The organism is Ereboglobus sp. PH5-10 (assembly GCF_029504735.1).
Classification (GTDB): Bacteria; Verrucomicrobiota; Verrucomicrobiia; order Opitutales; family Opitutaceae; genus Ereboglobus.
Map to the genome: position 1 here is coordinate 1 of NZ_JAQFIP010000008.1, position 22070 is coordinate 22070.

Sequence of the window (22070 nt, forward strand, 5' to 3'; positions counted from 1 at the left end):
CCGAAGAACGCTCCCGCCACGAGCATCGCTTTTTCGCGGCGCATGATCATGTCTCCGCCCGCGGTCAGTCCGTAGCTGTCCTGCTCAAAGCTGCTTCCCGCGAGGTCCGGCGCGGCGTTGAGCCGGTAGTTGTTCACTCGCGCCCACACGTTGCCGCTCGATGTCGGCAGGTTCACACGGATTTCCCCGAGGCGTTTGTGCACGTTGTCCAGCCCGTAGTGCCAGTCCGCACCCATCACTCCGGCGGTCAGCAGGATCGCGTCGGCCGCGCGGCTCAGCGCGTCTCCGCCGCTCAGGTAATACGAGTCGCCGTTGGGCATGACCAGCCCGCCGTCGCCTTTGTAGAGTTTGTAGGTGTGCATGCCCGATTCCACTCCGTCGGAGTCAAACTCCGCTGTGCTTCCGGCTCCGAGCTTGACGACTTCGAGCGCGTATTTGCGTTGCGGGTCGCTGAGCAGCGAGGGGTCGGTCGTCGGGTCGAAGTGGACGTAGTGCGTGCCGCTCGCAAGGCCGGCCACCGTGAGCGTGTCGCTCTTTTTGCCAACGAGGTCCACGTTCATGTAATGCGTTGTCGTGCCGTTGAGCTCGCCCGCCACCGTGAGGTTGGTGTAGGCCGTCGCCGTGCCGCTGTTCGTGCTGTAGCGGATCACGCCGTTGGCGGCGTGGAGGTTCTGGATGCGCTGGTTGTTGTTGTTCAGGTCGAGCGTGCCGCCGAAGAGAACCACCCCCTCGCTGCGTTCGATCGCGTTGGTGGTGTCCAGGCGCAGCGTGCTGCCTATTACGTAGGTTTCGCCTTCGTAGGTTTGCGCGTTTTTGATCGCGAGCGTGCCGCTGCCGATGGTCGCCACGGCGCCCGAGCCGCTGATCACGCCGTCGTAGGTGACTTCGTCCGAGCGGTTGAAGATGATCCCGGCGTTTTCGTCCACGCGGACGTTCGCCGCGATGGTCGAGGAATACCAGCCGGTTTCGTCGTCCTGGCCGATCATCAGCGCGCCGTTTTCAACGACGAGGCCGCCGTCGATTTTGTTCGCGCCGGTGAGGATGGTCGTGCCGGCGCCGCGCTGGATGAACACGCCCGCGCCGGTCACGGTGCCGCCGTAGACGAGGTCGTCGCGGCGGTTGATCGTGAGGGTGCCGGTGTTGGCCACCGCGCTGGCGTCGGCGATCATGCCCGTGGCGCCGCCGTTGCCGAGTTGCAGTTGCGCGCCGGAGCCGATCGTGGTCACGCCGGTGTAGGTGTTGGCGCCGAGGAGCGTCCACTCGCTGTCGTCGGCGAGGGTGACGTTGCCGGTGCCGTCGATCACGCCGGAGAGTTCAAGGCCGGTTTCGGTGTTCGCAACGGTGAGCGTTTTGTCGCCGAGGCGGATGTTGCCGAGGCCGTTGAGGTTTTGCAGGCGCTGGTCGTTGCCGCCGAGGTCGAAGCCGGTGTCAACGGTCGCGAGCGTGACTTTGGTGCTGCTGGCGATCACGTCCACGACGCCGCCGATGATCCAGGCCGACTCGTTGATGAGCGTCGTGCCGGTGTAGTCGTTGCCGCTGTGCGCGAGGGTGATCGCCTCGGAGCCGCGGAATTCGAAGCCCGCGCCGGAGCCGGTCAGCTTGGCGCTGAGGGTCTTGTCGAGCGAGCCGGTCGGGTCGAGGATGATCAGCTCGGTGGCGTGCACGGATTCAATCGAGATGAGGCCGTAGTTGAGCACGATGTCGCCGCCGCCGCTGCCATTGGTTTTGTGGATGGCGTTGTAACCGTAGCTGTTCACGCCGACCGGATAGAGGCCGTTTTGGCCGAAGCTGATCGTGCTGGTGCCCGAGGGCAGTATGTTGCCGTCGCTGTCGACCATGTCGAAGGTCGCGCCGTCGATGATGGTGCTGTTCGCGCCGTGCACGATGGTGCCGCTGAGCAGCGTGTCGGGCGGAATCACGTCCATATCGAACACGTTTTGGTTGAGGCCGTCGCCGGGGGGCAGCGGCGGGTTGATGCCGGAGAGTGTTTCGGTATCGACGCCGATCTTGCTTCCGCCCGCGGTGCTCATGAGGTTGTCCACGTCGAGCCGGTAGGGCGGCAGGCCCGCGGTGGTCGTGTCGGTCTTGACCAGGAATGTGCCGCCGGCCAGGTCGAGGCCGCCGATTTCGCGGTTGGCGTCGAGCGTGGTTTCGCTGTTGGCGTTGAGTTTGAGGGTCGCGTTTTCGAGCGCGGTCTCCGAGGTGGCGAGGTCGAAGACGGTCTTGTGCCCGTAGGCGCTGCCCACGCCGACCGTGCCGCTGAAGGCGGAGCCCATGCTGGAGGAGAGCGCGAAGGTGACGTTGGGCGCGTTGACCGTCGCCGTGCCGACGAGGTCGAGCAGGCCGTCGCCGGTGAGCGGGTTGACGAGCGTGGTCGTGGTGGCCGTGTTGGCGGTGCGCACTTCGAGGATCGCGCCGGCGGCGATGTTCACCGCGGCGTTATTGAGCGTGTGTTTCTCCCAGTCAACGATGAGCTTGCCGGCGTCCACCCTTGTGAGTTTCTGCCTCATTTGCGCGAGGGGGTTTGTGTTGAGGTTTTTGTCGATTGTCCAGGTGCCCGCGCCCTGCTTGATGAGTATGCCGGTGAAGTCCGTGTCGCCGGTCACCGCGTCCGAGTAGAGTTGCTCCGTGCCCGCGTCGCCGTTGAGGGTGAGCTGCGCGGAGACGCCCTCGATGCGCAGGCTGCCCGCGAGCGTGCTGCTGTTCCACAGGTTCACTATGCTCGACGCGTTGTCAGGCAGGTTGAGCGCATAGATGGTGCCGGTGATCACGCCGCCGATGGTGTTGGTGGCGACGACGGTATATTTTCCAAACACACCGCTGCCCGCCGTTCCCACGCCGGCGATTGTGCCGGAATTGACGAGGGTTCCGCCGGCACGAATCGTGATCCCGCTGTAACCCTGGACAAGGCCGGTGTTGATGATTTCAGCACCGCGGGTTTCCACCAATATTCCGGCATGCGGAGATGGGTTGGAAAGAGAACCCGCATTGATATTTGTCACGGAAATCGTGCCGGTGTTTTTCACCGTGCCGCCGCCGGCAAGGTGCACGCCGACCGTGCCGCCGGAGATCAGTCCGGTGGCGTTGTTGATGATCGTGGCGAGGCTGCCGGAGTAAATGCCCACGAGGTCCGTGCCTCGAATCGTGCCGGCGTTCGCAACAGTGCCTCCGCCGGCAAGATGCACGCCGATCGTGCCGCCGGAGATCAGTCCGGTGGCTTCATTGGTGACGAGTGTCGCGTTGGAACTAGAATAAATGCCCACGAGGTCCGTGCCGATGATCGTGCCGGCGTTCGTAACCGCGCCGCCGGCGGCAAGTTGCACGCCGTATTTGCCGCCCTCGACACGACCGCCGGTGTTGGCGAGCTCTGCGATATCCTTTGAATAGATGCCGGCACTGCCCGTGCCGATGATCGTGCCGCTGTTGGTGATCGTGCTCGATCCCGCTATGTGCACGCCAGTGGTCCCTCCCTTAATGTAACCGTCGATGTTTTCGACTTCCGCATTGGTGCCGGAATAAATGCCGTAGCTGGCGGTGCCGGTGATTGCGCCGGTGTTGCGCACCCTGCCGCCTTCGCCCAGCCACACGCCGTTCAGTCCGCCCTGGATTTGGCCGCCGGTGTTTTCCACCACGGTGACGCCGGTGTCGGCGTAGATGCCGGTGTCGGTATCGCCGAGGATCGTGCCGGAGTTCGTAACCGTGCCGCCGACGTTCAGACGCACGCCGGTCTCGCCGCCTTGGATGAGGCCGGTGACAGCGGTGTTTTCGATCTTGACCGCGGCGTCGGCCTGAATGCCGAAGCTGGTGTTGCCAAGGATCGTGCCGCTGTTTGTGACCGTGCCGGCAGCGTCGGTCTGAACACCGATGTTGGCGCCTTCGATCAATCCGCTGTTTGTGACCGTGCCGCCCGCTGCGAGATTCACGGCAACGTCACCGGTGATCACTCCGCCGGTGTTTTCGACCACGGCCGCGCCGCCGGCATCAATGCCGTAGCCGCCTTCGATTGTGCCGCTGTTGATGATGGTGCCGCCTTGCATGAGTCTCACGCCGGTGTTGAAACCGTGGATCCAGCCGCCGGGTTTGTTTTCCACGTAGGCTTCGAGCGTTTCGATGCGCACGCCGTCGTTGCCGTGGATTTCGCCGGCGTTGATGACCGTGCCACCCTGCACGAGGTTCACGCCGGTGTCGCCGCCGTTGATGTAACCGCCGAGTTTGTTTTCCACGAGGGCTTCTGGGCCGTTGATGATCACGCCGAAGATGCCGTGGATTTCCCCGGCGTTGTCCACAGTGCCGCTTTGCAGCGAGACGCCGGCGTTGTTGTAGCCTTGGATCCAGCCGCCGGCGGCGTTGGTCACGAGTGTCGAGATGTTGAAGCCCTCCGCCCGGATGCCGTATTCGCCTTCGATGAGGCCGCTGTTGGTGATTTCAGCCGTGTCTTGTGTAACATAGACGGCCTCGCCATTATCCACTCGGATGGTGCCGGAGTTGACAAGTTTGCTATCCCGCGCGTTGGTGCTTCCGTCGAGGTTCACGCCCTTGTCCATGCCTTGGATGAAGCCTTCGTTGTCGATGTCCGCCCGGCCTTGGGAATAAACGCCGTCGTTGTTCGTGCCGGTGATGACTCCATGGTTGACAAGGTTGAGATCGCTCGCGGCGTTGACGCCGTATTCCTGGCCGCTGATGAAGCCGCCAGGGTTGTTGGTAATCTTGATTTCGGGACCAGCGCCGGTGCGGATGCCGTCTCCAGCCAGGCCGTAAATCGTGCCGGAGTTGGTGATCGTCGCGCCGCCGTCGAGCTCCATGCCGTGGATGCCGCCCTCGATCAGGCCGACGTTGGTCACCATGCCTCCACCGGCAAGATATGCGCCGGCCGCCTCGCCCCGAATGAGGCCGCGGGTGTCGTTGGTGATGTCCACCGCGCCCCCGTCGGTGCGCACGCCGTAGCTGCCGGCGCCCGTGCCGATGATCGTGCCGGTGTTCGCCACCGTGCCGCCGCCGGTGAGCCACACGCCGGCGGAACCGCCGGTGATGATGCTTGCGTAGTAGTCGTTGGTGACGGTGGTTTCCCCGTTGGGGCCGCCGTAAACGCCGACGCCGCTGGCCGGGTCGCGGCCCTCGATGCGGCCGGTGTTGGTGATCGTGCCGCCGGCGTCCAGCGTCACGCCTGTCGTCCCGCCGGAGATCGTCGCGTATTGGTCGTTGCGGATTTCGACGGGGACGTTGGAGGCCATGATGCCGTGGCTGCCAGCCGCGGTGCCCCTGATGATGGCGTTGTTCGTGTTGTGCACCGAGCCGCCGGCCTCGAGTGTGATCCCCGCGACACCGCCCTCAATCAGGGCGTTGTTGGTGATGTCGGCGACGGCGCCGGCGACATTGATGCCGTGGCCGAACGTGCCGATGATCGTGCCGGAGTTGGTGACGGTGCCGCCCTGGGCGAGCTTGATGCCGGTGCCGGCGGTGATGTCGCCGCCAGCGTTGTTCGTGACGAGCGTGGCGTTGTTGTTGGAATAGACTCCATAATTGGTGCCGCCGGCGCCGCCGCGGATCGTGCCGGAGTTCTCAATCGTGCCGCCGGCATTCAGACTGACGCCGGTGTTGCCGAAGATGGAGCCGCCCGCGTTGTTCGTGACGAGTGTGGCGTTGTTGCCGGAAGAGACACCATAACTGCTGCCAACAATCGAGCCGGAGTTCTCAATCGTGCCGCCGGCACTCAGACCGACGCCGGTGGCGCCGGTGATGTAGCCGCCGGTGGTGTTCGTGACGAGCGTGGCGTTGCTGCCGGAAGAGACACCATAACTGATGCCAACAATCGAGCCGGAGTTCTCAACCGTGCCGCCCGCGTTCAGGCTGACACCGGCATTGACACCCTGAATCAGGCCGCCGGCGTTGTTGGTTACCTGCGTGGCGTTGCTGGAGGAGGACACACCAAGTTTACTACCACCAGTGATCGTGCCGAAATTCGTGATCGTGCCGCCCGCGTTCAGGCTGACACCGGCATTGACACCCTGAATCAGGCCGCCGGCGTTGTTGGTTACCTGCGTGGCGTTGCTGTTGGAATAGACCCCAAAATTGTTAGTGCTACGGATCGTGCCCGCGTTCGCGACCGTGCCGCCGGCATCCAGCCAGACGGCGGTGTTGCCGGAGATGGAGCCGCCGGTGGTGTTGCTCACGAGCGTGGCGTTGTCCTTGGATTGAACTCCAGACGAAGTGGAGCCGCGGATCGCGCCCGCGTTCGCGACCGTGCCGCCGGCATCCAGCCTGATGCCGGTGCGTGCTGTAATGACGCCGCCGGTGGTGTTGCTCACGAGCGTGGCGTTGTCCTTGGAATAGACGCCGAAATTGTTGATAGCGGTGATGGCGACAATCGAGCCGGAGTTAAAGACCGTGCCGCCGTGAACGAGGTTGATGCCGTAGGAGCCGCCGGTGATGACGCCGCTGGCGGCGTTGTTGACGGTGATCGCGGCGCCAAGCGCCTCGACGCCGGCATCGGCAACGCCGCGGATGGAGGTGGTGTTGCCGAGCGAGCCGGTGCTCGCAAAGGAGACTCCGACGTGGGTGGCGTCGATGGGGGTTGTGACCGTGTAATCGGCGTGGCTCAGGAAGGCCAAGCCCGTGCCGGTGACGGCGGTGATGGTGCCGGCGTTGATGAGCGTGGAGGACACGCCGATGACGATGCCCTGGGTGCCGGTGACGATGCCCCGGTTGTCAACGGAGCTGGTGCCGCCGGCGTAGATGCCGGCGTTGATGACACCGCCGGTGTTGTTGGTGATCGCGGCCTCGCCGCCGTTGACATAAACGCCGTAGCCGGCGTCGCCGCCGGTGATGGTGCCGGAGTTGGAGACGGTGCCGCCGGCGGTCAGATAGACGCCGTGGGTGCCGCCTTGGATGAGGCCGTTGGCGGCGTTGTTGACAAGAATGGCGCCGGTTCCGCCGACCACGCCGATGCCGTTTGTGCCGATGATCGTGCCGGTGTTGCCGAGCGAGCCGGTGGTTTCAAAATGCACGCCCTCGTCGCCGCCCCGGATGAGGGAGCCGTTGGTGTAATCCGCGTGGCCCTTAAAGATGAGAGCCGTGCCGGTGACATCGATGGTGCCGGTGTTGACGAGCGTGGAGCTCGCGCCGATCTGAACGCCGAGGGCGCCGGTGACGAGGCCGCGGTTGTCAACGGTGGTGGTGCCGCCCGCGTAGATGCCGTTGTCGATGACGCCGGTGGTGGCGTTGTTGACAACGGCGAGGCCGCCGTCCACGCGCACGGCGTGCTTGTTGGCGCTGGAGAGGGTGCCGGAGTTGTCAACCCGTCCGCCAGCCTGAAGCGTAACCGCATTTTGTTCCGTCGCGCGGATGAGCGCGCCCGCGTCATTTTCAACAACCGCGGCCGTGTTTTGGGCATAGACGCCATGCGCCCCTTGAATCGTGCCGGTGTTTTGCGCGGTGCCGCCTTGTAAAAAATTCACCGCGTCATTGCCCGTGCCTTCCACAAGGCCGCTGTTGACGACCAGGCCGGACGCGTTTTCAAACATTATCCCATCGACAGCGCCGCGGATGGCGCCGGAATTGAGCACCGTGCCGCCTTGTTCGAGATACACGCCCGTGTCGCCCGTGATCAGGCCGGTGTTGGTGTTGCTCACGAGGGTGTTGGCGCTGCCGGACCGGACGCCGACGCCGAGCGCGCCGATGCCGGAGATGGTGCCGGTGTTGGTGACCGTGCCGCCGCTCATAAGATACACGCCTGTGCCGCCCGGGCCGCCCGTGATCAGGCCGGTGCCGGAATTGCTCACGAGCGCGCTGGCGCTTGCGGACCAGACGCCGACGCCGAGCGCGCCGGTGCCGGAGATGGTGCCGGTGTTGGTGACCACGCCGCCTTTGACGAGGCGCACGCCGGAATCGGCGGCCTCGATGAGGCCGGTCGAGAGATTGTCGATCAATGTGTCGGCAACCGTGGACTCAACGCCGAAGCTGCCGGTGCTGATGATTTTGCCGGCATTCTTGACGGTGCCGCCGCCGGTGGCGAGATACACGGCCCTGTAGCCGCTTTGAATCACGCCGTTCTGCAAGTTGTCGACGAAGATGCCGGCATCTCCGTTGATGGCACTGTTGGTGGCGCCGCCGGTGTTGTTGCCAGTGATCGTGCCGGCGTTGCGCACCGTGCCGCCGTTGCGCAGCGAAACGCCGCCCGCGCCCGAAATCATGCCGTCGGCGATGTTGTCCACAAACGAGGAATTAGTGCTGGTGAAAACACCGTAGCCCGTGGAGCCTTCGATCGTGCCGGCATTGGTGACTGTGCCGCCGTTCATGAGATTCACGCCGTAGATGCCGCCGGTGATCTGCGCCGAGGTGGAATTGGTAATTGTGACCACGGCGGAAACGGCCTCCACGCCGGTAGAGTTCTCGCCCTCGATCTTGCCGGAGTTGACGATCTCGCCGCCTCGATTGAGGCGCACGCCAATGGTCGTGCCCGAGATGTGCCCGGTCGCGGCATTGTTGATCACGGTGTCGACGGTGTTGGACTCGAGGCCGACGCTGCCGGTGCTGGTGATCGAGCCGGAATTGAGCACCGTGCCGCCATACGAGAGATACACGGCCCTGTTGTTGCTTCGAATCACGCCGCCCTCCTTGTTGTCGATGAGCATGCTGACTCCGCCATAGACGCCGTTGTCATTGTTGAAGCCATCGTCATAGCCAATGATCGTGCCGGAATTGACCACCGTGCCGCCGGCACGCAACGAAACACCGCCGCTGCCCTCAATCACGCCCCCGGTGGTGTTGGATATGAACGCGGCGTTGGTGCCGGAGAGAACACCGTAGTTTGCGGAGAGATTGCCGCCGGAAATCGTGCCGGCGTTGTAAAGCGTGCCGCCGTTCATGAGGCGCACGCCAACGTGCGAGCCCGAGATGTGCCCGGTCGCGGCATTGTCGATCACGGTGTTGACGGCGTTGGACAGGATGCCGAAGGTGCCGGTGCTGGTGATCGCGCCGGCATTGAGCACCGTGCCGCCGGCATAGAGCCACACGCCCCTGTTGGCGCTTCGAATCACGCCGTCCGCCTTGTTGTCGATGAGTATGCTGTTGAAGCCATAGACGCCGCTGTCGCCATCGGCGCCATTGTCAAGGCCAATGATCGTGCCGGAATTGAGCACCGTGCCGCCGTTGCTCAACCAAACACCGCCTGCGCCCTGAATCACGCCACCAGTGGTGTTGGATATGAGCGCGACGCCGATAGCACGAATACCGTAGCTTGCAGCGTTGTCGCTGGAAATCGTGCCGGCGTTGTAAAGCGTGCTGCCAACCCCATACCCATTAAAAAACACACCGTGCGTGCCGCTGCTGTGCACAAGGGCGTTGGCTCCGATTTGAAGCTCCACGCCGGGAACACTGGTCAGTATGGCAGGCCCCGTGATGTCGGTGACCGTGCCGCTGGCAGCGAGGATATGCGTGCCGGTGGCGGAGGCCTGATAACCAGTCACACCTTGGGTAATATTATATGTCTGCGCGGACAGCGACCCGGCGAGGGTCGCGAGCGCGGCGGACAGGAAAAGCGCGAGAGAGCCGCGCGCGGAGGGAGGGCGAACAGGTGTGTTCATGTGATCGTTATGGTTTGTGTTTTGCATGAGATTGACGGGGCAAGCCGGCGAATGGCCGGCTCGGGTTGACGGGTGAGCGGATGGTTGAGCGATGATTGGCGGATGGTTAAACTTGGCAACTGAAGCCCGGGGCATCAGTTGTAAAGTGATTATAAAATCAGGGAAATTTTGTAATGGATGTGCGCAAAGATATTTTGTTCCCAATTGCGCGTCCATGTCTTGTGATGCGATTGCTTCGGTTTGTTAAGAATAATTTTGTTAAATCCCCCCAAAAAGCTATTGCAAACAAGGTGCACAAGAAAGAGGCAAAGCAAGAAGGGACTGGATGTTACAAAATCAGTGCAAGAATGATTTTAGCGCCCAAAAAGCACAAGAAAACTAGAGTCTCTCTGGCTAAAAAAACGGCCTGAGCGCGCCGTGCTTCCACTGGCTACTGGCCATGGATATCCCGGCACAATCGTGCCCAGACAATCGACGCAAGAGACACAGGGTTGGCGCCAAATTTCATATTTTTTTCAAACAAAAGCATTTCGGACGCCGGAACCGCCGGAAATACGCAAGGTCGGAAGCCGGCAATCTGTCCATGCCCGACACTCTCACATTAATTTCCCGCTTTGCACAGGCCGCGCCGGGAACCCGCGCGAACGGCCCCAAAACAGCGGCTTTCGCCGCGCCATGCCACCGGGGCGTAAACCGGCATACACGCGCGCTGCTTGATTCCGTGACACGTCCATCCCGAAAACAAATCACTCGAGGCAATAGGGGCGTCCGCCCGAGCCTCACCCGAGCCTGATCGACGGCCTGTTTCGCGAAAACAATGCCTGTGCGGGAAAATCGCATGGAGCCATGCGCCTGCGAGCGAGTTTGGAACGGCTGGGCTCATTCGATTTATTTGGCCGCACCTCATGGCGGGGCGAACCCTCCGGGTGAGCCGAAACACCCCTGGCACACCGGGACTGCTCGCCTGGCAAAAGGGCTTTCCCTTGCAACAATTCATACCGGAAAAACGCCAACGGGTGGGCGGCTCGCAAGGACACCAAGAATTACGGAAGGCGGCACATACAGCGCGCCGGCGAAACCGTCGCGCCGCGTCAATCGAAAGGACGCCCGGAGTTTTTGAAGCAAAGGGGAAACGTCATCAACGCAGCAACTCCGTCGCGCGCGAGCTGGTTTGCGGCCAGTGCGCGTCCGGGACCAGCGGGCCCATGTGGCGCACGGTTTCGGCGCCGAGCAGCGAGGCGATCTCGCCGCACACGGGGAGCGGTTTTTCGCGCAGCCAGCCGGACAAAAAGCCCGCGCCCCACGCGTCGCCCGCGCCGTTGCTGTCGACCGCGTCGGTCACGCGCACGGGGGCGATTCGGTGCGACTCGACGCCGCCTCCCTTGCCGCGCACGATCCACGCGCCGTCCTTGCCGAGCTTTACCGCGGCGACGCCGCCGAACTCCGCCAGGCGCGCGCCCAGCGCGCGATAATCCTCCACGGTGTTCGCGTCCGCCGCGTCGGGAAACAGCGCGCGGATTTCGTCCTCGTTGGAAAACACCACGTCGATCCCCTTGCGCAATTGTCCGAGCAGCCACTCGCGCGATTCGCGCACGACTTCGAACGACGCCAGGTCGAGGCTGAGCGTGCAGCCCGACGCGCGCGCGCCGTCGAGAATCGCGTCGGCGAGTTTTGAGTTGAACACGACGTAGCCCTCGATGTGCACATGCCGCGCGCCCTCGAAATCCGACGGCGAAACATCCTCCGGCGAAAACGTGCCGTGCGCGCCGAGGCAGGTGCGCATGGTGCGTTGCGCGTCGGGCGTGGTGAGCGCGAGGCAGCGGCCGTTTGGCATGGCGGCGTGCTTGAAGCGCGACGTGTCCACGCCGGCGGATGCGAAGCGCGCCTTGTAGGCGTCCGCCGCGTCGTCGTTGCCGAGCTTGCCGATGAACGCCGCGCGCAAGCCGAGCCGCGCGGTGTTGAAGGTCGTGTTGGCCGCGGAGCCGCCGGTGCTCATTGCGGGCTTGGTCGGGAGGAGCGCGAGCAGGCGCGCCATCTCGTCCGCGTCAACCATGACCATGCCGCCTTTTTCGCCGCCCGCGTGCGCGAGAAAATCGTCGGGCACGCTCACGACAATATCCATGATCGGCGCGCCGACGCCGATGAGATCGAGTGGTTTTGAAGGAGTCATAAAAATTCGTGGAAATTAAATTCGTAGGGGCGCACCTTGCGTGCGCCCTGACGTTTGCCCGCGTTGTGGATGATTTGCATACAGTTTTCCGCATACTAGGGCGCACGCCAGGTGCGCCCCTACGGACATCAATTAATTCGAAACGGTGATGCTCGTCGCGAGCAACGGCTCGTCGTCAACCTCGATCACGATCGAGTAGTCGCCCGCCTCGTCGAAGTTGAGGTTGTTGATTTCGTTGATGAGGTTGATGCGCTGGAGCGGGCCGGCGGATTCGAATTCGCGCTCGATGAGCGGGCGCATGTTCATCGGGTCGAGCCCGAGCGTGATGCGGATCATGTGCTTGCCCGCGGGCACGTCGCTGATTGTGAGAAACCAGATCATGCGCGGATGCGTGACGGGAAACTCGCGCGCGCGGATGTTGGAAAAAACGCCGAGTATGGTGTGCTTGCCCGAGCCGGGATCGATGTGCACGCCGTCGCACGTGAGCCATGCCAGGACCTGTGGCTTTGATTGCATAGATGACATGGCCGCATGGTGGCTGCGAACTTGCACAGGGCGCAAGCTTCGCGTAACGTCCCCCGCAATTTTACACACAACGATGACAGCCACGCCCAACCACGAGCCTTACATTGTCCGCCCGCGCAACGAGCCCGCGCCGCTTTCCCCGATTCAGGAGGAAATCCTCGCGCTCAAACGCGAGCGCAACGCCGTCATCCTCGCGCACAACTACCAGATCGAGTCGATCCAGCGCATCGCCGATTACGTGGGCGACTCGCTCGGGCTCGCCTACCAGGCGCAACAGGCCCAGGCCGACGTCATCCTTTTCTGCGGCGTGCACTTCATGGCCGAGACCGCGAAAATCGTGAACCCGGCGCGCACCGTGCTCCTGCCCGACCTCGACGCCGGTTGCTCGCTCTCCGACTCGTGCCCCGCCGAACAACTCGCCGCTTACAAGGCAGCGCATCCCGGCACCTACGTCGTCGCCTACATCAACTGCTCCGCCGCCGTGAAGGCGCTCAGCGACGTGATCTGCACGAGCGGCAACGCCGCCAAAATCGTCGCGCGCGTGCCCGCGAACAAAAAAATCCTCTTCGTGCCCGACCAGAATCTCGGCCAGTGGGTGCGCCAGAAAACGGGCCGCGACATGCGGCTCTGGCCCGGCAGTTGTTACGCGCACGTGCAGTTCACCGTCGCGGCGATTGAAAAAATCCGCGCGCAATTTCCCGGCGCGCCGGTCGTCGCGCATCCCGAGTGCGTGCAAGCCGTGCGCGACATCGCCGACGAGGTGTGCTCGACCGAGCTCATGATCGGCTTCGCCAAAAAAACGCCCGCGCGCGAAATCATTGTCGTGACGGAAAGCGGCATGCTCCACCGGCTCCAGCGCGAGGTGCCGGACAAAACCTTCATCGCCGGCCCGACCGACACCTGCGCGTGCAACGACTGCCGCTTCATGAAAATGAACACCATCGAGAAAGTGCGCGACGCGTTGAAAAACATGTCGCCCGCGATCGAGATGCCCGAGGACGTTCGCGCCGCCGCGTTCGCCCCGATCCAGCGCATGCTCGACTGGAGCAAGTGAGGGCGCGCCGGAGGGCGGCAGTATTCGTTTAGCGTCGAGAGGCATGCGGCCTTTGCACGCCAAAGGCGTGCCACCCCTTGGCCCGGGGTGGAGCTTGCGACACCCCGGGTGTTTGTTTTTTTGAAATTCGGCGCCCTGAAGGGGCGCAACAAATCAACGCACACCTGCATATTGTCGCGCCCCTTCAGGGCGCCGATCTTGTGTCACTGATAACCCCGGGTTGCGCGCGCTGCGCGCCCACCCCGGGCCAAGCTGTATGACGCCTTTGGCGTCGTGCTTGCCACCATTCTTCCGACATTAAACGGATACGGGCGGCACCGATCCTCAAATTTTCACTGCGCAGCCGGAGGCATCGGCGGTGGAGGTGTCGAAGTGGGCACAACCGGAGGCGGCGGCACGGACCTCGCCGGATTGCGTTTCACGATTGCCGCGACGACCAGCGAGAAAACCACGCCGAAAAACATCTGGCTCAGGAAGCCTATCGCGGCCAGCGCGCCCGGATGGAAAAACATGCGCGTGATTTTTTCCGCGGCCTCCATTTGCCGGTCGTTCATTCCGGCCTCGGCCCATTTCTGCTCGACGAGCGCCATCATGTGATCCGCGTAATCGGGATTGATAAATGTGAAATGGACAAACGTGTAAACCGCGCTGATGAGCGCCGCGACGAGCACGATCACCACGCCCGCGCCAAATCCTTGTCCGAACGTCAGGCACTGGTCGTTGTTTTCATCGCGCACGGCGCGCACGCCGAGCCAGATCACAAAAAAGCCCGCGATCGTGCCGATCCATTGAAACATCGAGGCCAGCGTCGAGCCGGCCTTTTCCGTTTGAAGTCCGAGCAGGTAGCCGAGCAGCGCCAGCGCGATGCCGACGGCGGCGAGAATAAGTCCGTAGGTAGTTTTGGTGCTCATAAGCAAAGTGAACAGCACGCTACGGAGATTTCCCCCGCGCGCAAGACACACCTCGCGCCCGGCGCGCGTCCGCCGTGGCCGGCCCGCGTGACAGTCAGCCTCATTTTTCGCTCGTAGTGCGCCGCGCCGCCGCATAAACACGACCGCTTTCCCAGTCACACCGCCAACAATAACAAACACGATGAAGCACTTCCTCAAAGAAACCGATTTCACACAGAACGAAGCGGCCGAAGTCCTCGCGCTGGCCCGCGACCTCAAGCAGGAACGCGGACGCAACACCCCCGCCGTGCTCAAGCACCAGACCTGGGCGATGATCTTTTCCAAGTCCTCCACCCGCACGCGCGTCTCGTTCGAGGTCGGCATCCACGAGCTCGGCGGCAATCCGCTTTTTCTCAACAAAAACGACATCCAGCTCGGACGCGGCGAAAGCATCGGCGACACCGCGCGCGTGCTCTCGCGCATGGTGCACGGCCTGATTGTGCGCACCTACGACCACGCCGAGGTCGAGCAACTCGCCGAGCTCGGCAACGTGCCCGTCATCAACGCGCTCACCGACTTCCTGCACCCGTGCCAGATCTACGCCGACGCCTTCACGCTCGCCGAGCGCTGGGCCCCGCCCGGCGGCGACTTGCTCGCCTCGCTCAAGGGCCGCAAAATCGCGTTCCTCGGCGACACCGCCTGCAACATGGCCAACTCGTGGATTCTCGGCGCGAACCTCTTCGGCATGGAAATCTCGCTCGCCGGCCCGAAAGGCTTCGAGCCCTCCGCCGAGTTCGACGCGCTCCTCGCCGCCGAAAGCAAACGCCTCGGACTTCCCGGCAAATACCAGTTCACGACCGATCCCTACGAAGCCGTGAAAAACGCCGACGTTGTTTACACCGACGTATGGGTGAGCATGGGCAAGGAGGACGAGGCCGCCGAGCGCATCAAAACCATGTCGCCCTACAGCGTGAACGCGCAACTCTTCGCCGCCGCCAAACCCGACGCCTGGTTCATGCACTGCCTCCCCGCGTATGTGGGCAAGGAAGTGACGCAGGACGTGCTCGACCACCCCCGCTCGATCATCTTCGACGAGGCCGAAAACCGCCTCCACGCCCAAAAAGCCATCATGGCCGTGCTCGCGCAACAACCGCGCGGCTAGGTTTGATCGCGGAAACGCGGAAGGGCGGAAACACGAAAAAACGCCCCTCAACCATGCGTTCCGCAATCAAAGGCCGCTGTTGTTCCAATCTTTCCGCGCTTCCGTTTTTTCGCGTTTTCGCGATTAAAATTGAAGTGCAAGAAAACGAAGTGCAGTATTTTAACTTTATTCTCCCATGAAAATCGTCCTCGCATATTCCGGCGGACTCGACACGTCCGTCATCGTCAAATGGCTCAAGGAAACCTATGACGCCGACATCATCACCTTCGCGGCCGACATCGGCCAGGAGGAAGAACTCAAGGGCTTGGACAAAAAAGCCAAAAAGACCGGCGCCTCGAAACACTACACGCTCGACCTCGTCGAGGAATTCGCGCGCGACTACATCTACCCGATGATCCGCGCCAACGCCGTTTACGAAAACCAGTATTATCTCGGCACCTCCATCGCGCGCCCCCTCATCGCCAAGGCGCAGGTCGCCATCGCCCGCAAGGAAAAAGCCGACACCGTCGCGCACGGCGCCACCGGCAAGGGCAACGACCAGTGCCGCTTCGAGCTCACCTACATGGCGCTCGCGCCCGACCTGCAAATCATCGCCCCGTGGAAAATGGACGAATACCGCGATCTCTTCCCCGGCCGCGCCGAGATGATCGCCTACTGCAAAAAGCACAACATCCCCGTCGAAGCCTCGCTCAAAAAACCGTATTCGATGGACCGCAACCTGCTCCACATTTCCTACGAGGCCGGCATCCTCGAAGACCCTTGGTTCGACCCCACGACCAAGGCCAACAAGGACATGTTCAAACTCTCCGTCTCGCCCGAGGACGCGCCCGACAAACCCGAATACGTCGAACTCGAATTCGTGAAAGGCGATTGCGTCGCCATCAACGGCAAAAAACTCACGCCCGGCAAAGTGCTCAAGGCACTCAACAAACTCGGCGGCAAGCACGGCATCGGACGCGTTGACCTCGTTGAAAACCGTTTCGTCGGCATGAAGAGCCGCGGCGTTTACGAAACCCCCGGCGGCACGATTCTCATGCACGCGCACAAGCAAATCGAAAGCCTCACCCTCGACCGCGAAGTCGAGCACCTGCGCGACAGCCTCATCCCGAAATACGCCGAGCTCGTTTACAACGGCTTCTGGTTCGCGCCCGAGCGCGAGGCGCTCCAGGCGCTCGTCGACCAAAGCCAGAAATTCGTGACCGGCACCGTGCGCCTGAAACTCTACAAAGGCAACATCATCACCTGCGGCCGCAAGTCGAAGTATTCGCTCTACGACGAAAACATCGCGTCGATGGAAGGCGTGCAAAGCTGGTATAACCAAAACGACGCCACCGGTTTCATCCGCCTGAACGGCCTGCGCCTCCGCGCCCGCAACCTCGCGCAAGGCGGCCCGAAAGTCTGAAACGTCATTTGACGAAGCATCCAAAAAGAAATGCGCGGCGCACAAAGCCGCGCATTTTTTTGGTGGGGCGAACCGTCCCGGTGAGCCGGATGGCAATTGCGGCGCGGCTCACCGTGACGGTTCGCCCTACCCTGCCTGACGCTCACGTCCGCTCCACGCGCCGTAAAAGTATCAATCCCGTGCCGATGAAAACCGCGTTCGGCAGCCAGATCAAAATCTCCGGATGCAAGTCGGGCCGCTTGTCGAGCCAGCCGACCGCGACCGACATCACGTAATACACCACAACGAGCAGCATCGCGATGCCGATGTTTGCCGACGACTCCTTGCGCTGCGTGCGGATGCCGAGCGGAATCGCAATGAGCGCGAACGAAAACACTCCGAGCGAAAACGTGAGCTTGTTGTGGATCGTGAGCGTGACTTTCAGCCGGTCTATGTCGGTGGCCTTCGGGTCGTGCGCGAGCTCGGTCCTCCGTTCCAGAAGTTCCGGCAGCGTGAGCCAGTTGAGCTTTTGCCTGAAACCGCGCTTGCCGAGAAAATCGCCGAGCGGAATCTCAACCGCCTGCTCCGTGCCGCCCATTTGCAGGATGTTGTTGTGGTCGGCGCGCTTCTCCGGATCGGCCGCCGCGCGCGCCTCGATGTTGCCCTCGAAAGGCAGCACGCGCAGGATTTCCCTGTCCAAATCGAACTCAATGACGGCGGACGCCGCGTGATAAATGTAGGTCGCGCGCTGCTGGTTGTCCAACAGCCACACCCAGAGATTCTGGTAAGTTTGGCCGTCCTTCTTGTCGAAAAAAATGACCGCTCCCGGAATCTCGCGCATGAAGGTGCGCGGCACAAAAAAGTTCGCCGCCGAATGCCGGAGCGCCTTCTCAAGCTCGACGTGGTAGGACACGCGCGACTTTGGCATGAGATAAAAATTGATGCCGAGCTCAGCGACGACGCCGAACAACGCAATCACAAGAATCGGGCGCGCGATTTGCAAAATGCTGCGCCCCGAAGTGCGCATGGCGGTGATCTCGTTGTCCGCCGACATGCGCCCGAGCACGAGCAGCACGCCGATGAGCATGCCGATGGGCACGGCGTAGGTGCCCACGTATTGGGCCATGTCCCAGCACAATTTCAGGAAGAGCCCGAAGGGAATGCGCCCGTCGAGCAGATACACGAGCACATCCTTGAGCAAATTGACCGCGCCAAAAATAAATCCTATGAAAACAATCGCCGCCGCCGCCGAGGAAAGGACGGAGCTGGCGATATAACGATGTAGGATTTTGAACATGTGCGTGATTCGAAAAATGCGCGACGCCGCGCGGACTGCCAAGTCTGCTTTCCGCCAATCGTGCGTTTTTCAAACCGGCAGGCGTGGCGGCCCGCGCCACTAAAACAACTCCCCTTGCGCGCCGGGTTTTTCGGCGGCGATTCGCTTGGCCTCGTCGCCCAGGAACGCGCCGTAGCGTTCGAGCCAGTCGTCGAGCTTGTCGTTGTAATAGACGGGATCATACGGCGCGAGCCCGGCGTCGTGGGCGCCGAGCGGGCGGGCGCGCTGCCAGTCCGCCGTTTTGCCCTTTTCCCTTGCGGTGATGTAGTAGCTGACGCGCTCGCCCATGCGCGGCCGGGGCGTCATCTGCAACGCCACCTCGGCGGTCGCGCGACGCGGCTTGCCGCCCTCGGCGATGAAGCGCTCGTAGGTCTCGGGGTTCTGCGAGAGGATTTCCGACTTCGCGAGCTCGGCCACCGGCATTTCGCTTTTGCCGATGCGGCTGCGGTAATCCTCGAGGAGCGCGAGCGGCGACTCGTCCGTCGCGCCGAGCAGGTAGCGGATGAGTGTGTCGCTGAGTTTTTTGAGATACGGCTCGATACCGCGCGAGCGAAGCGCGGAACCGCGAATGGTGATTTTGCCGCCGGGGCATTTGTCGATGAGCGCGTAGTTTTTCGACTTGTAGCAAAACATCGCCGCGTAGCTGCCGTCGTGCTCGAGTTCGATGCCCTCGGGAAGCACCGTTTGTGCGCTGGCGAGAAGCGCGGAGGGATCGGCAAAATATTTTTTTGACGAGAGGTAAATGCCGTCGGTGTCGGCCTCGAGGATGTCGCAACCCTCCGCGGCGAGCCTGTCGATGAGCGCCTGCAGGAGTTCGCGCCCGCGGCGAGTCACCTCGGCGGCGAGCGCGCCGTCGCCGAAGCGCGCGCCGGAAAATCCGAGGTAGCCGTAGAAGGAGTTGATCAGGATTTTGAAGCTCGCCTGGCGAGCCTGGTATTCGGCGCGAAGAAGCTCGTCGGCCGTGGTGCGCGCGAGTTGTTTGTATTTCAAGCGATACTCGCGCAGGCGGGCCAGCATCGGAATGAAAACGCCGAGCGTGTCGCCGGCGGGGTTTTGCCCGATGGAAAGAAGCAGGCTCGGGTAGAGCGAGGCGACGTCGAAGTGCAGCACGTTTTTGAACACGCCCTCCTTAAACGAGCGCGTGTAGCCGCCGGCGAAGGCGGACATCTCGACCGGCGCGGGGCACGACTGGCGCGCGTGATAATACTCCTCGAGGAAAAGCAGGTCGATCTTGGTCGTGGTGCCGCGCAGCGCGGCGTCCTGAAGCAGGATCGGAAACGTGCGCGTCTGCTCGAAATACGTGGGCAGGAGCAAATCAGCGAGCCCCTTGGTTTCGCGCAAGTCGTCGGCGAGATAGGCGAGAAACGCCTCGCGGTTTTCGCGATACGCGTTGCGAAGTTCAGAGCCCTTGATGTAAGTGCGCGCGCCGGTGGCGTCGGCGTCCTCGGCGGTGATGCCGAAAAAGACCGCGCTGTCCTTGAGACCGTAGCTTGTCATTTCGCGCGTGGTGATGTCGTGCAATTGCACGAGCATGTAGGTGTCGATCACGGCGCGGCCGGGAATGTCGCAGCGCGGAAAATCGAGCCAGCGCTCGGCGACTTTCAGGCGCGAGTTGCGAAACGCGGCCTTTTGCCCGAAACGTCCCCACGCGCAGGGAATTTTGTGACGCCGCGCGCGCTGGCGCAGGTAGTCGAGGTCGAATTTGAAAATATTGTGCCCCTCGATCGTGTCGGGATCCTCGGCGGCGAGAATCGCGTTGAATTGCTCGAGCAGTTTTTTCTCCGCCGCGGCGGTCGGTTCATCAAGGACAAGAAGCTGCCGTCTCGGCGCGGGCGAATCCGCCGATGTGAACTGGGGCCCGATGGCGAGAATATAGTCGGTCGGATTCGAGGGGTCGCTAAACGCGCCCCCACCGGCGGAATCGGTTTCGATGTCGAGCTGGCAGCGCCGAAGCTGGTGAAACCCAAGGTCGCCAAAAAGACGCTGCCGGGTTTGCAGGAGAAATTGATTTTCAAACGGACGAAGCACATCGGTGCCGACACGCGCGTCCGCCGGTGTTTTTTTGGCTGCGGAAATCAGCGCATCGTAGGCGTCGGGCGTGTCGGCGTGCGCAAGCTGCGTGAAAACGCCCCGTCCCTTGAGCGCCTCGATGCGCGCGCCCTCGGGCGAGTCAATCTCCGCCGAGGTGAGCCATGCGAAAGGATGAAACACGGCGGATTGCCCGGCGCGAGTGCCGTCGGCATTCGCAAGCGAAAGGTGCGCGACGCCGTCGCCGTCGATCCAAAGGCCGCAGATGCTCTGCGCTGAGTTTTGAGCGGAGGGAGTTTGCCCGGACATGGACAACTACATGCGTGAGAACCCCGCGCAGGTCAACGCCGCCGCAACCGTCTCATTGCGAAAAATTAAAAAAAGAACCCCCTCGCATTTTTTTGAAAAAACGCGAGGGGGTTAAAATTGGCGTCCCCACGGGGATTCGAACCCCGGTTCTCACCGTGAAAGGGTGGTGTCCTAACCGGGCTAGACGATGGGGACTAATCCGGAAGAACCGCGAACGCTACGAGTCGCCCCCTTTTGCGCAAGGTTTTTTTCGAGTTTCTTTTGTCTTTGTAATTTTAAGGGCGTCACACGGCACGCGTCAGGCTGTCGCCAAAGCTCGTTTCAAAACTGCATTACGGACTTCTCAACGCCTTAAAATTGCATTTGTCTGTTTTCTTTTCATGAAACGTCTCGCTCCTTTTGCATTGTTCGCAGCCTTGTTCTGTCTGTTTGTCGGCCCGTTACTCGGAGCCGTGCTGCCCGCCGCAACCACAACGACTTCATCCTCGGACAAGTCGCCCGCGGGCACACTCTCGTCCACCATCACCACGATCACCGGCATCGCCATTTCCCCGCTGCTCGGCACGGGCGCCTACGGCGCTTACAAATACATGCGCGCATCGGATGAGGACCGGGCGAAACTTGCATGGTTTGCGCAACCCGCGTTTTTCATTCCGGCGCTGCTGATCGCGCTGGCCTGCGCGTTCAAGGATACGCTGGGGGCGGTTTTGCCGGCGGGATGGAAAAAGCCGCTCGATATTTTGGAGACTGTCGAAAACAAGGCGTCCGGCCTCGTCGCCGCGGGCGCGGTGGTGCCGCTCACCGTGGACTCGCTGCGCGGGTTGATCGCCGAATACGCGGCGCCGGCGGCAAGCGCGACGGAGCCGACCGGGCTGGCAATGGTGAACCTGGCCGCGATCGATTTTTCGTGGCTGCTGAACATCCTCACGGTGCCGCTGGGCATCGCCGTTTTTGCCGTGGTGTGGATGGCGTCGCATGCAATCAACGTGCTCATTTTGCTGAGTCCGTGGGGCGCGATTGACGCGGCGCTGAAGAGCGCGCGCACCGCGTTGCTGGGTCTGATCACGGTCACCTCCACGCTTGATCCGAAGATCGCCGCGATCATGTCGGTGGCGGTGATCGTCATTTCGTATTTTGTGGCGGGATGGTCGTTCCGGTTGATGATTTTCGGAACGGCGTTCACCTGGGACTATTTCACATTCCGAAAATACCGCTTCAAGGTGAGCGCCTCGGCCAACAATGTTTTCAGCGGCGCGCATTTGGAAAAGGTGCCGCTTCGCACATTCGGGCGATTGCTCAACGAGCCGGAAACCGGCTGCCTGCGCTTTGCATTCAAACCGTGGCTCGTGCTGCCGGAGCGTTCGGTCGAGGTGAAATTGAAGGAGCCGTTTGTGGGCAAGGGGCTGTTCTTCTCAAGCGTGCGCGACGGCGAATACACCCTGTTCTTGCTGCCGCCGCGTTATCGCGGGCACGAGGAGGAAGTCGTGAAAACCTACAACCTTTCGGGCGGCGTGAAGGACGCGGGGCTCCTCAAGGCGTGGAGCTCGATGCGGGAGCTGTTCGGCGGAAGCGCGACTAAAACACAAGTTTCGTAAGACCCGCCCGCGGCGAGAAATTTCGAAAAATTCAAAAAA

The 22070-nt window shown here is 62.3% G+C and carries 11 protein-coding genes and 1 tRNA gene; 5 read left to right on the forward strand and 7 right to left on the reverse strand.

Annotated features, from left to right (window positions below):
• The coding region (locus M2447_RS07915; protein ID WP_277558121.1) for a hypothetical protein at positions 1 to 9581 on the reverse strand (9581 nt) is incomplete at its 3' end.
• 173 nt (positions 9582 to 9754) lie between these two features.
• Between M2447_RS07915 and M2447_RS07920 the strand changes: the two genes are divergently transcribed.
• Positions 9755 to 9991 carry a hypothetical protein gene (locus M2447_RS07920; RefSeq protein WP_277558122.1) on the forward strand — a complete coding sequence of 79 codons (237 nt, stop codon included), beginning with the start codon at positions 9755 to 9757 and terminating at the stop codon, positions 9989 to 9991.
• 728 nt (positions 9992 to 10719) lie between these two features.
• On the opposite strand, the gene M2447_RS07925 is transcribed toward M2447_RS07920, so the two are convergent.
• Positions 10720 to 11751: an adenosine kinase gene (locus M2447_RS07925; RefSeq protein ID WP_277558123.1), complete on the reverse strand. Its 1032-nt coding sequence runs from the start codon at positions 11749 to 11751 to the stop codon at positions 10720 to 10722.
• A 132-nt stretch (positions 11752 to 11883) separates the two neighbouring features.
• Positions 11884 to 12267 (reverse strand): hypothetical protein, encoded by a 384-nt coding sequence (locus tag M2447_RS07930; RefSeq protein WP_277509513.1) that lies wholly within the window; start codon positions 12265 to 12267, stop codon positions 11884 to 11886.
• Between the two features lie 82 nt (positions 12268 to 12349).
• On the opposite strand from M2447_RS07930, the gene nadA reads away from it, so the two are divergent.
• Positions 12350 to 13330 (forward strand): quinolinate synthase NadA, encoded by a 981-nt coding sequence (gene nadA / locus M2447_RS07935; protein ID WP_277558124.1) that lies wholly within the window; start codon positions 12350 to 12352, stop codon positions 13328 to 13330.
• A 332-nt stretch (positions 13331 to 13662) separates the two neighbouring features.
• Here the strand turns inward: nadA and M2447_RS07940 are convergent, their stop codons facing one another.
• Positions 13663 to 14241 (reverse strand): DUF4199 domain-containing protein, encoded by a 579-nt coding sequence (locus M2447_RS07940; RefSeq protein WP_277558126.1) that lies wholly within the window; start codon positions 14239 to 14241, stop codon positions 13663 to 13665.
• A gap of 181 nt (positions 14242 to 14422) precedes the next feature.
• Here M2447_RS07940 and argF point away from each other — a divergent pair, with 181 nt between their 5' ends.
• Positions 14423 to 15382 carry an ornithine carbamoyltransferase gene (gene argF, locus M2447_RS07945; protein WP_277509517.1) on the forward strand — a complete coding sequence of 320 codons (960 nt, stop codon included), beginning with the start codon at positions 14423 to 14425 and terminating at the stop codon, positions 15380 to 15382.
• Between the two features lie 175 nt (positions 15383 to 15557).
• Entirely contained in the window at positions 15558 to 16784 is a 1227-nt protein-coding gene (locus M2447_RS07950) for an argininosuccinate synthase (RefSeq protein ID WP_108826189.1), read from the forward strand.
• Positions 16785 to 16926: 142 nt separating this feature from the next.
• Here M2447_RS07950 and M2447_RS07955 read toward each other — a convergent pair whose 3' ends face one another.
• The 3 genes from M2447_RS07955 to M2447_RS07965 all read right to left on the reverse strand — a co-directional run bounded on the left by M2447_RS07955 (position 16927) and on the right by M2447_RS07965 (position 20631).
• On the reverse strand, positions 16927 to 18060 hold the full coding sequence (locus tag M2447_RS07955) for an LptF/LptG family permease (RefSeq protein ID WP_277558127.1): 1134 nt from the start codon (positions 18058 to 18060) through the stop codon (positions 16927 to 16929).
• 99 nt (positions 18061 to 18159) lie between these two features.
• Positions 18160 to 20436 (reverse strand): DNA polymerase domain-containing protein, encoded by a 2277-nt coding sequence (locus M2447_RS07960; protein WP_277558129.1) that lies wholly within the window; start codon positions 20434 to 20436, stop codon positions 18160 to 18162.
• 118 nt (positions 20437 to 20554) lie between these two features.
• Positions 20555 to 20631 (reverse strand) — tRNA-Glu (locus M2447_RS07965).
• A gap of 185 nt (positions 20632 to 20816) precedes the next feature.
• Between M2447_RS07965 and M2447_RS07970 the strand changes: the two genes are divergently transcribed.
• Complete coding sequence (locus M2447_RS07970; RefSeq protein WP_277558130.1) at positions 20817 to 22031, forward strand: hypothetical protein; 1215 nt, start codon at positions 20817 to 20819, stop codon at positions 22029 to 22031.
• The last annotated feature ends 39 nt before the right edge of the window (positions 22032 to 22070 follow it).